We start from the raw sequence: 11,543 nt of genomic DNA on the forward strand, positions 1-11,543 counted from the left end.
TATCCTCGTTATATTAAGCCTTTTTCGGCCTGGGCCTGGATGGCCGTGATGGCCACGGTGTTGACGATGTCGGGGACGGTGCAGCCGCGGCTAAGGTCGTTGACGGGCTTGTTGAGGCCCTGCAGGACCGGGCCGATGGCCACGGCGTTGGCGGCGCGCTGGACCGCCTTGTACGTGTTGTTGCCGGTGTTCAGGTCCGGGAAGATGAAGACCGTGGCCCGTCCGGCCACCTGGCTCCCGGGAAGCTTCTTGGCGCCGACCTCGGGGTCGATGGCCGCGTCGTACTGCAGGGGGCCTTCGAGAAGCAGGCTCGGGGCCATTTCGCGGGCGATGCGGGTGGCCTCGATGACCACATCCACGTCGCCGCCGGCGCCGGAGTCACCGGTCGAGTAGGACAGCATGGCCACGCGCGGGTCCACGCCGAAAATGCGGGCCGTTTCGGCCGAGCTGATGGCGATCTCGGCCAGCTGCTGGGCCGTCGGGTTCGGGTTCACGGCGCAGTCGCCGAAGACCAGGACGCGGTCCTTGAGGCACATCAGGAACACGCTCGACACGATGGACGCGCCGGGCTTGGTCTTGATGATCTGGAAGGCCGGGCGGATGGTGTGGGCCGTAGTGTTGATGGCGCCGGAGACCATGCCGTCGGCCTGGCCCTTGAAGACCATCATGGTGCCGTAATAGGTCGGGTCGACCATGCAGTCGCAGGCCACTTCCTTGGACACGCCCTTCTTCTTGCGCAGTTCCATGAAGGTGCCCACGTAGTCGTTGTAGTCCGGCGACGCGACCGGATCGATGATGTTCACGCCGCTCAGATTGAGGCCCAGCTGGGAGGTCATGGAGGAGATGGCCTTGGGATCGCCCAGGATGGTCAGGTCCACCACCCCGCGGCGAAGCAGGATGTCGGCCGCGCGCAGGATGCGCTCGTCGCCGCCCTCGGGCAGGACGATGTGCTGGCGGTGCTTCTTGGCCTTCTCGATGAGGCCGTACTCGAACATCTGCGGCGTGACCTTGGTCGACTTCCGGGTGTCGAGGCGCTGGCGCAGCTCGTCCGTGGCCACGTTCTCCTCGAACACGCCCAGGGCCGAGGCGATCTTCTTCTGGTCGCCGGGTTCGATCTTGCCGTACATGTTGTAGAGGCGCCGGGCCGTCTGGAAGGTGGCCTCCTTGCCGAGCAGCACGGGCACGGGCACGCCGGTCCAGCCGTCGATGAGCCGGTCCACGGCCTTGCCGGGGCGGATGCCGCCCGTCAGCAGGATGCCGGCGATGTCCGGGTAGGACGACGACTGCCGGGAGGCAAGGCTGCTGACGACGATGTCGGAGCGGTCGCCGGGGGTGACCACGAGGCTTCCGCGCTCGATGTAGTTCAGGAAATTTTCGATCTGCATGGCGGCCACGACGATGTCGTCGACCTGCGCGCCGAGGTTCTCGCGGCCGTAGAGGACTTCGGCCCCGACCCACTTCATGACGTCGGCCACGGTGGGCTTGCCGAGGATGGCCACCTCGGGGATGATGTACAAGAGCGTCTCGGGCTTGTTCAGGGTCTTCTTCAGGGCGATGCGCAGCGCGTCGCGGTCGGGCACGTCCGTGCGGTTGACGATGACGCCCAGGATGTCCACGGCCTTGTCGGCGAAGGACTCCACGGCCAGCTTGGTGGCGCTGATGATCTCGTGTTCGGTCTTCTGGCAGGCGTTGGACACGACCAGGAGCGGGCTGCCGAGGTTGGCGGCGATGTCGGCGTTGATGTCGAACTCGAAGGCGGGGCTCGTGCCCTCGAAATCCGTGCCCTCAAGCAGGACGAAGTCGCACTTGCTCTCCAGCTCCTTGTACTTGTTGATGATCTTTTCGATCAGGATGGAGTGCTGCCCCGCGTTGACCAGTTCCTTGGCCTGACGCATGGTCAGGGCGTAGGTCTCGTGATACTGCAGGCCCAGGTAGAACTGGGACAGGACCAGGTCGATGTCGTGGTCCTTGCGGTCCGGCACGTCGTTGATGATGGGTCTGAAGAAGCCGACCCGGCGGATGTCACGCAGGAGCATCTGCATGACGCCGAGGACAATGGCTGATTTTCCGCTGCGAGATTCCGTCGCCGTGATGTATAGATTTCTGGCCATATTCCTTCCCTTGAATGCCGGTCCGGTTTCCGACGTGATCCGTCCCGTGATGTTTCACGGTCGGTAAATCAAATTGGTTGGTTACACAAGCTGCAAAATTTCGAAAAAAAGAGAAAACTTCCGCCAGGAATATTTTTCATGATTTCGGCATGTTGAAATAACACTGACGGAAAGGCGCCGACGCCGGCACAGGACCGACGTCGACGCCATCTGTTTACAACGTTTCCGCGTAGATTTCCATAACGTGTTTGACTGCGATCTTGTCGCCATGCTGGGACAGCATGTCGGAGATCTGCATCATGCACGCGGGGCAGCCCGTGGCCACGACCTGGGCGCCGGACGCGACGATGTTGTCGCGCTTGATCTTGCCGATGTCCTTGGACAGCCCGTAGTGCTGCAGGTTGAAGCTGCCGCCGCAACCGCAGCAGCGGTCGGCCTCGGGCATCTCCACGAACTCCACCTTGGGGTTGCTCTTGAGGAGCGCGCGGGGCTGCTCGAAGACCTTCATGGACTTCTTGAGGTGGCACGGGTCGTGGTACGTGACCTTGGTCCCGTGTCCCTGCACCGGCGCGGCGACCTTGAGCACGTCGACCATGAACTTGTTCACGTCCATGGTCTTGGCCGCCAGGGCCGCGATGCGCTCCTGCATGCTCTCGGTCTTGTCGCCGGACATCATGGGCCACAGCTCATGGATGGTGGCCGTGCAGGTGGCGCAGGCCGTGAGCAGGTAGTCGAAGTTCTCCTTCTCGAAGATCTCGAGGTTGCACTTCACGAGCTTGTCGAAGGACTCCTTGTCGCCCGAGGCCAGGGCCGGGATGCCGCAGCAGGCCTGGCCGGCGGGCATGTAGATGCCCAGTTCGTGGTGCCGCAGGGCCTTCAGGACGGCCTGGCCGACCTGCGGGTAGATCTTGTCGATGACGCAGCCGGGGAAGAAGGCCACGCGGTAGCCGCCCTTTCCGGGGCGGGTGTTCAGGGCCGGCTCCAGCTTGCGCAGGGGCTTCTTGGCCAGGGGCATGAAGTGCCGCTCGCCGATGACCGGCGCGTTGATGCGCGAGCAGGACGAACCGATGACCTCGTTGGCCGTCTTGGTGAACACGCCCTGGAACTTGGAGGCCACGTCCAGCACGGAGTTGAAGAGCGCCGGCTTGGTCAGCAGGCCCTGGAAGATGGCCTTCTTGGTGGCCGAAAGCCCCATGTACGTGTTCACGATGACGCGGGCCTTGAAGAAGATGTCGAGCACCTTCACGCCGCTGGGGCAGTTGGCCGCGCAGGAGCCGCAGAGCAGGCACTTGTTGAGCTTGTCCTGCACGCCCTCGGCGTCCGCGATCATCTCGTGGGACAGGTTTTCCAGAAGCGCGATCTTGCCGCGGGCGACGTCGCCCTCCTTCATGGTTTCGGAGAATACCGGGCAGACCGCCTGACACATGCCGCACTTCATGCACGCGACCATCTGGTCGTCGAGCTCGTGCAGCATCTTGGCTAGCTGATGAAGATCTTCGTGCATGACTAGCCTCCGATGATCTTGCCGGGATTGAGCAGGTAGTTGGGGTCAACCGCCTTCTTCAGTCTGCGCGAGTAGATGATGGTCGCCTTGGAAGTCTCCTTCTCCAGCCACTTGGACTTGGCCGTGCCGATGCCGTGCTCGCCGGACAAGGTACCGCCCAGGGACAGAGCCACGTCGAAGATCTCGTCGACGGCCAGCTCCACGCGGTGGAACTCTTCCTTGTCGCGCTTGTCCGTCAGGATGGTCGGGTGCAGGTTGCCGTCGCCGGCGTGGCCGAAGGTGCCGATCTGCAGCTTGTACTTGGAGGCGATGTCGTTGATGGCCTTGATCATGGCCGGGATCTGGCTGCGCGGCACGGTGGCGTCTTCAAGCACGGTGGTCGGACGGGCGCGGGCCAGGGCCGGCAGCGCGTTGCGGCGGGCTTCCCACAGCTTGTTCTTCTCGGCGGCGTCCTTGGCCATCTGCACGCGGCGGGCGCCGTTCTTCTTGCAGATCTCGACGACCTTTTCGGCGTCGTCCTCGACCAGGGCGATGTGCCCGCCGTCGACCTCGATCAGCAGGATGGCCGCGGCGTCGCGGGGCAGGCCGGCCTTGGTGAAGTCGTCGACCAGGTTGATGGTCGCGTTGTCCAGCAGCTCAAGGGTGCAGGGCACGATCTTGTTGGCGATGATGGCGGCGACGGTCTCGGAGGCCTTGTTGATGTCGTCGAACTCGGCCAGCATGGCCTTGGAGGCCACCGGCGGCGGGACGAGCTTGAGGATGATCTGGTCGTAGACGCCAAGGGTGCCCTCGGAGCCGACCATGAGCTGGGCGATGTTCAGGCCCGTGACGCACTTGACGGTCTTGCCGCCGGATTTGACGTACTCGCCCTCGGCGTTCCAGAAATTCACGCCCATGACATAATCTTTGGTCACGCCGTACTTCAGGCCGCGCAGGCCGCCGGCGTTCTCGGCGACGTTGCCGCCCAGGGTGGAAACTGCCTGGGAGCCCGGGTCCGGCGGATAGAAGAGGCCGCGCTTGGCCACCTCGGCCGCGAACTTGGCCGTGACCACGCCGGGTTCGACCACGGCGTAGAGGTCCTGCTCGTTGATCTCGAGGATCTTGTTCAGGCCGTTGGTCAGGATGACGACGCCGTGCTCCTTGGTCGGGATGGTGCCGCCGCTCAGGTTGGTGCCGGCGCCGCGAACGGTCATGGGCAACTTGTTCTCGTTGCACAGAGCCACGGTCTTGCCCAGCTGTTCACTGTTGGTCGGACGCAGCACCAGTTCCGGGACAACCGCGTCGAGGACGGCGGCATCATAGGAATAGGCGTGGCGGTCGGACTCGCTTTCGAGGACATTATCTTTGCCCAGCAGGTTCTGGAACTCGGTGAGCAGACTCGTCGAAATCATGGTTCTCTCCTTGCGTGCGATGCTATTATGAAAAGCGGTCCCGGGAGCCTTGCGCAACCCCCGGGACCGCATTGACAACTAGAAGCGATCTACCATGAACACGAAGCACATCAGGCTGGCGATGATGCCCACGACGATGCCGTAGAGCACGAAGGGCCAGAAGGTGCGCTTCAGGATCATGCCTTCGCGTCCGACCAGGCCGGTGACGGCGCAGACGGCCACGATGTTGTGGATGCAGACCATGTTGCCCATGGCGCCACCGGCGACCTGGGCGGCCACGATGATCTGGCGGGGCAGTTCAAGCTGCTGGGCCACGCCCCACTGGAATTCGGCGAACAGAAGGTCGGAGACCGTGTTGGAGCCGGTGATGAAGGCGCCCAGGCCACCCACGTAGGAGGCCAGCATGGGCCAGGCGTTGCCGGCCAGTTCAGAGACGGCCTTGGCCATGGCCAGGGGCATGGACGGGTAGTTGTTGGGGTTCAGGGCCGCATCGACGATGCCGGAGCCGCGGAAGACGGAGACCAGGGCCACGGCGGCGAAGAGCGCGATGGTCGGGGCCTTCATCTTGACGAAGGACTCGGTCCAGGCCTTCTTGACGGCCTCACCAGGCATGCCGTGAATGGCGATGGTCAGGACGGCGACCAGCATGAAGGGGATGGTGCCGGGCAGGTACAGGTACTGCAGAGAGGTCTTGACGCTGGCGTAGCCCAGGATGTTGTCGAAGGGGATGACCACGCCGGTCAGGATGGACTTCAGGCCCAGGGCCGGGACGCGGGTCGCGACCAGGATGAGGCCGATCAGGATGTAGGGCAGCCAGGCCTTGAACTGGCTCATGTGGGCCTTGAACTCGGTGTTGGTGGACGTGGCGATGGTGCCGGTCCACTCGGCTTCCCAGGTGGACTGGGGACCGAAATCCCAGGTGTCCTTGGGTACGCAGAACCCGGCCTTGGCGCCGGCAACGATGATGCCCAGACCGACGAGACCGCCGATCAGGGACGGGAATTCCGGACCGACCAGCCAGGCGAAGCCCACGTAGGGAACGACGAAGGCCACGGCGGCGAAGACACAGAACTTCCAGGCGGCGAGGCCTTCGGACCAGGACTTGTTCTTGCCGTAGAAGCGGGTCAGGAAGCCCAGCATGAAGATGGGCAGGATGAAGGCCATGGGGCCGTGCATCAGGGTCACCAGTTCGCCGATGACCTTGGCGAACGAGTTGAAATCGGTAAAGTTCAGGTTGGTCACGCCGGAGGCGGCGGCATCGGCGACCAGCTGCTTGAGCGGGGTCAGACCGATGAGGATGGGGGTGCCGACCGCGCCGAAGGACACGCAGAAGGAGTTGAAGACCAGGCAGATGACCGCGGCGGCCAGGGGCGGGTAGCCCAGGGACAGCAGCAGCGGGGCGGCCAGGGCGGCAGGCGTGCCGAAACCGGCGGCGCCTTCGATGAAGGCCGCGAACATGTAGCCGATGATGATGGCCTGGATGCGCTTGTCACGGCTGATGTTCTGCATCCCGTACTGGATGGTTTCCATGCCGCCCGAGTACTTCAGGGTGTAGAGGATGATGATGGCGCCGAAGACGATGATCAGCACGCCGATGGCGTCGATGACGCCCTTGACGGACAGGGCCGTGATGTAGCCGACGGGCAGGTTCCAGACGCCGATGGCGCCGAGCACACAGACGAGCCACGCCAGGGGCATGGCTTTCGTCGAGGGCCAGCGCATGCCGACCATCAGGACGAGAGCAACCAGGATGGGCAGCAGCGCCACCATAGCCAAGACAGGAATTGACATATCTCCCTCCAAATAAAACTGATGAAATGGCCGCCTGTCCGCGGGTACCCCACCCCGCGGACAGGCGGCGAGCCTTTACCTATTTTCCGGCGCGACCGTCATCGCAGGGCTCCGCGGCCTTGTTGGCCCCGGAGTGCTCGGCGGTTGCCGTAAGCGTACAGCCCTCACCGGCAGGGACGGCAGCGGCCACAGGCTCGGAAGCGGCCTTGACCGGAGCGAACTCCTGCTTGGAGAGGTACTCGTACATCGCAAAACGGTGCTGGTAATCCTGCTCGATCTGGGCCCGCAGTCTCTTGGAGGCTTCAGGCTCAATCTTTTCGAGCAAGGCGTACCGGTTTTCGCTGGCCAGGAACTCCTGGATGGACCCGTCCGGAGCCTTGGAGTCCAGGGTGAAGGGGTTCTTGCCCTCGTCGGCCAACAGGGGGTTGAAGCGGTACAGCGGCCAGTAGCCGGACTGCACGGCCAGCTTCGACTCGAGCTGGGTCTTGCCCATGCCCTTGCGGAGCCCCTGGTTGATGCACGGCGCGTAGGCAATGATCAGGGACGGTCCGGGGTAGGCCTCCGCCTCGCGGAAGGCCTTCAGGAGCTGCTGCTTGTCGTAGCCCATGGAGACCGTGGCCACGTAGACATAGCCGTAGCTCATGGCCATGCGTCCGAGATCCTTCTTCCCTGTCCGCTTTCCTGCGGCAGCGAACTTGGCGATGGAGCCGAGCGGGGTCGCCTTGGAGGACTGCCCGCCAGTGTTGGAGTACACTTCAGTATCCATCACCAGAACGTTGATGTCTTCGCCAGAGGCCAGAACATGGTCCAGCCCGCCATAGCCGATATCGTAGGCCCACCCGTCACCGCCGAAGATCCAGAAGGACTTCTTGGTGAAGAGTTCCTCGTTCGCGAAGATCTCTTCGAGGAGATCGTCGCGATGCGTGAAGGCCAGGATGTCACGGATGGTGTCGCCGAATTCCTTGGACTTTTCGGCGTTGGTGCGATTTTCCAGCCAGCCCTTGAAGGCGTCGGCCAGGTCCGCGGGCAGATCGCCCTGCAGAGCCTTTTCGATCAGATCCACCAGCTTGGCCTGACGCTGGTCGTAGGCCATCTGGATGCCGTAGCCGAACTCGGCGGCGTCCTCGAACAGGGAGTTGCCCCAGGCCGGGCCGTGCCCTTCGGCGTTGACCGTGTAGGGAGTGGTCGGAGCGGAGGCGCCCCAGATGGAGGAACAGCCCGTGGCGTTGGCGATGATCATGCGCTCGCCGAAGAGCTGGGTCAGGACCTTGACGTAGGGGGTCTCGCCGCAGCCCGAGCAGGCGCCGGAGAATTCCATCAGCGGCTTCTGCAGCTGGCTGCCCTTGACCGTGTCGCGGCGCATGAGGTTGTCCTTGAAGGGGACGGTGGCCGAGAAGTCGTAGTTGGGCACTTCGCGGGGAGTCTGGGTCTCAAGGGGCTTCATGACCAGGGCGGTCTGCTTGGCCGGGCAGATGTCGGCGCAGTTGCCGCAGCCCATGCAGTCCAGGGTGTTGACCTGGATGCGGAACTTCATGCCCTTCAGTTCCTTGCCCAGGGCGTCGATGGTCTCGAAGGTCTCGGGGGCCTCGGCCATCTCCTCCTCGGTCAGCAGCACGGGCAGGATGGCGGCGTGCGGGCAGACGAAGGAGCACTGGTTGCACTGGATGCAGTTGGCTGCGATCCACTCGGGCACGTTGATGGCCACGCCGCGCTTCTCGAACTGGGAGGTGGCCACGGGGAACAGACCGTCGGGCTCGAAGGCGGACACGGGCAGGTTGTCGCCCTTCTGGGCCAGGATGGGACGCATGACGTTCTTGACGAAATCGGGCTCGTCCTTGTCGTTCTTGCAGTCGCAGACGGCGTCGGCCCAGGAGGCGGGAACCTTGATCTCGACGAGGTTCTCGATGGACTGGTCCACGGCGGCGATGTTCATGTTGACGATCTTGTCGCCCTTCTTGCCGTAGGCCTTCTTGATGGCCTTCTTCAGCAGCGCCACGGCCTCTTCGAAGGGCATGACGTTGGCCAGCTTGAAGAAGGCGGTCTGCATGACCATGTTGATGCGGTTGCCGAGGCCCACTTCCGTGGCGATCTTGACGGCATCGATATTGTAGAACTTGAGGCCCTTCTTGGCGATGGTGCGGCGCATGGAGGCGGGCAGTTCCTTCTCCATGTCCTCGGCGGTCCAGTTGGAGTTCAGGACGAAGGTGCCGCCGTCCTTGATGCCTTCCAGGACGTCGTAGGTGTGCACGTAGCTGGACTTGTGGCAGGCGATGTAGTCGGCCGCGTTGACCAGGTAGGTGGACTGGATGGGCTCCTTGCCGAAACGCAGGTGGGACACGGTGATGCCGCCGGACTTCTTGGAGTCGTAGGCGAAATAGCCCTGGGCGTACATGTCGGTGTTGTCGCCGATGATCTTGATGGCTTCCTTGTTGGCGCCGACGGTGCCGTCGGAGCCCAGGCCCCAGAACTTGCACTGCACGGTGCCGGCCGGGGTGGTGTCGGCGAAGGCCGGCACATCGAGGGAGGTGTGGGTGACGTCGTCCTCGATGCCCACGTTGAAGTGGTGCTTGGGCTGGGAGACCATCATGTTGTCATAGACGGCCTTGACCATGGCCGGGGTGAACTCCTTGGAGCCCAGGCCGTAGCGGCCGGCGACGATCTCGGGCATTTCGCCGCGTTCCATGTAGGCGGTGCAGATGTCCTTGTAGAGCGGATCGCCCTTGGCGCCGGGCTCCTTGGTGCGGTCGAGGACCGTGATGACGGAGGCGGTGGCGGGCAGGACCTGCAGGAAGAACTCGGGCACGAAGGGACGGTACAGGCGGACCTTGACCAGGCCGACCTTCTCGCCCTTGGCCAGGAGGTGACGCACGACCTCTTCGATGGTCTCGCAGCCGGAACCCATGGCCACGATGACGCGCTCGGCCTGCGGGTGGCCGACGTAGTCGAAGGGCTTGTAGGAGCGGCCGGTGATGGAAGCGACCTTCTTCATCTGCTCGACGACGATGGACGGCACCTGGTCGTAGTAGACGTTGGCGGCTTCGCGGCCCTGGTAGTAGATGTCGGGGTTCTGGGCGGTGCCGCGGATGGTCGGGTTGGTCGGGCTCATGGCGCGGGCGCGGAAGTCGGCGATGGCATCGTAGTTCACGATCTTCTTGATGTCTTCGTAGTCGATGACCTCGATCTTCTGGACTTCATGGGAAGTGCGGAAGCCGTCGAAGAAGTGCAGGAAGGGGATGCTCGACTCCAGGGAGGCCAGGTGGGCCACCAGGGACAGGTCCATGCACTCCTGCACGGAGCTGGAGGCCAGCATGGCGAAACCGGTCTGGCGGCAGGCCATGACGTCCTGGTGGTCGCCGAAGATGGACAGGGCGTGGGCCGCGATGGCGCGCGCGCTGACGTGGAAGACGCCCGGCAGCAGTTCGCCGGAGATCTTGTACATGTTCGGGATCATCAGCAAGAGGCCCTGGGAGGCCGTGAAGGTGGAGGTCAGCGCGCCGCCGGCCAGGGAGCCGTGGACAGCGCCGGCCGCACCGGCTTCGGACTGCATCTGACGAACCAGAACCTTCTGGTCGAAAATATTCAGCCGGCCCTGAGCCGCCCACTCGTCCGCGATCTCGCCCATGGTCGAAGAGGGGGTGATCGGGTAAATGGCGGCCGTGTCGCTCATCGCATAGGCGATGTGGGTGACGGCGGTGTTCCCATCCATGGTTTTCATATTTTTTGCCATGTATCTTCTCCTAAAGCCAGGTTGGTGTTTCGAGGCGTGCGCATCCACTTCGTGCGCCTACGCCTATAGAAACAAGTTTTGTGCCATCGGGTAAAAACATACTAACCGTTCGAAATACAAGAATTTTACGAGACCATCGTCATCTCACTCACTCCCCTCCCTCCGGTTTGTCCGAAAAAAAAGACATCATGGGTTTTGTCCGCAGACCTACCACGATATTTGCGGAATGCAAACAAACAACTTCAATCCGGTTAACGCGCACAATTGCTAGGTTAAAGGCGGATTCGCCGGCCATGAGCCCGCTGTCCGGTTTTCCGGACACGACACTGACGCAAGCACCCGGCGGCGTGCGCTGCCACCCTTTCGAACGTGTCACCCAGCACGTTGCTTGCGCCGGCAAGGCTTCCCGGACAACGCCGACGGCACAGGGACTGGCAGGACGCCGCAAATGCGTCTGATTTTCCGGACAGCGCGTATCCGATCTTGATACCATAATTTGGTTGACTAAACAACCATTTTTCAGCAAGGGGATTTCCGCGGCAAGACCGGCCGGCGTTGTGCACTGATGTGCACAAACGTCTCAAGACGGTACACCTGCTGTTTCCAAAGTGCACACTTTGCGCAGAGGTCAACCGTTCGCCCGGCGTGCCCTGAAAATCGCGATGCGCATAACGTGCGGAAAATCAGGGCGATACGAATTCGACGCCGAACGAATTGCGATCAGCGCGCTTGTTTGGCAATTATTTTGCTAAAAAATCGGCGCGCATCTTGCCACAATCGCATTTGATGCATTATCAGGCACAAAAAGGAGGTTTGTGATGAAAGGAAAAAGCATAACCAAGAGCGGCGTGATCAGAGGCCTCTCTCAGAACGAGACGATGCAGCTGTCGCAGCTGCTGACCCCCATACAGAAGCAGCGCATCAACGACGGAGACAGCGTGCTGGTCAAGACCGAATACATCCTCGATTCCTGGAAGGAATACTGGCTGGGCAAGGAAGTCGACGAAGAATAGATCGTG

Annotated in this window: 6 protein-coding genes; 1 reads left to right on the forward strand and 5 read right to left on the reverse strand. The window is 62.7% G+C overall.

What is annotated here, in order from left to right; translation table 11 throughout:
• Window positions 1–8 precede the first annotated feature (8 nt).
• The 5 genes from pta to nifJ form a co-directional block, all read right to left on the reverse strand.
• Entirely contained in the window at window positions 9–2,111 is a 2,103-nt protein-coding gene (pta, locus tag ACZ5AC_RS08675; protein ID WP_464250548.1) for a phosphate acetyltransferase, read from the reverse strand.
• 214 nt (window positions 2,112–2,325) lie between these two features.
• Complete coding sequence (locus tag ACZ5AC_RS08680; protein WP_464250549.1) at window positions 2,326–3,615, reverse strand: (Fe-S)-binding protein; 1,290 nt, start codon at window positions 3,613–3,615, stop codon at window positions 2,326–2,328.
• A 2-nt stretch (window positions 3,616–3,617) separates the two neighbouring features.
• Window positions 3,618–5,006 carry an FAD-binding oxidoreductase gene (locus ACZ5AC_RS08685; RefSeq protein WP_464250550.1) on the reverse strand — a complete coding sequence of 463 codons (1,389 nt, stop codon included), beginning with the start codon at window positions 5,004–5,006 and terminating at the stop codon, window positions 3,618–3,620.
• A 78-nt stretch (window positions 5,007–5,084) separates the two neighbouring features.
• On the reverse strand, window positions 5,085–6,797 hold the full coding sequence (locus ACZ5AC_RS08690) for an L-lactate permease (protein WP_464250551.1): 1,713 nt from the start codon (window positions 6,795–6,797) through the stop codon (window positions 5,085–5,087).
• A 79-nt stretch (window positions 6,798–6,876) separates the two neighbouring features.
• Window positions 6,877–10,524 (reverse strand): pyruvate:ferredoxin (flavodoxin) oxidoreductase, encoded by a 3,648-nt coding sequence (gene nifJ, locus ACZ5AC_RS08695; protein WP_464250552.1) that lies wholly within the window; start codon window positions 10,522–10,524, stop codon window positions 6,877–6,879.
• Between the two features lie 818 nt (window positions 10,525–11,342).
• On the opposite strand from nifJ, the gene ACZ5AC_RS08700 reads away from it, so the two are divergent.
• Window positions 11,343–11,537, forward strand: a complete 195-nt coding sequence (locus ACZ5AC_RS08700; RefSeq protein WP_464250553.1) for a hypothetical protein — start codon at window positions 11,343–11,345, stop codon at window positions 11,535–11,537.
• Window positions 11,538–11,543: the final 6 nt, after the last annotated feature.

The organism is Desulfomicrobium aestuarii (genome assembly GCF_055385525.1).

Excerpts from the sequence above, each read along its gene's own strand:
- pta (WP_464250548.1), bottom strand. The coding sequence starts at position 2,111 with ATGGCCAGAAATCTATACATCACGGCGACGGAATCTCGCAGCGGAAAA.
- ACZ5AC_RS08680 (WP_464250549.1), bottom strand. The coding sequence starts at position 3,615 with ATGCACGAAGATCTTCATCAGCTAGCCAAGATGCTGCACGAGCTCGAC.
- ACZ5AC_RS08685 (WP_464250550.1), bottom strand. The coding sequence starts at position 5,006 with ATGATTTCGACGAGTCTGCTCACCGAGTTCCAGAACCTGCTGGGCAAA.
- ACZ5AC_RS08690 (WP_464250551.1), bottom strand. The coding sequence starts at position 6,797 with ATGTCAATTCCTGTCTTGGCTATGGTGGCGCTGCTGCCCATCCTGGTT.
- nifJ (WP_464250552.1), bottom strand. The coding sequence starts at position 10,524 with ATGGCAAAAAATATGAAAACCATGGATGGGAACACCGCCGTCACCCAC.
- ACZ5AC_RS08700 (WP_464250553.1), top strand. The coding sequence starts at position 11,343 with ATGAAAGGAAAAAGCATAACCAAGAGCGGCGTGATCAGAGGCCTCTCT.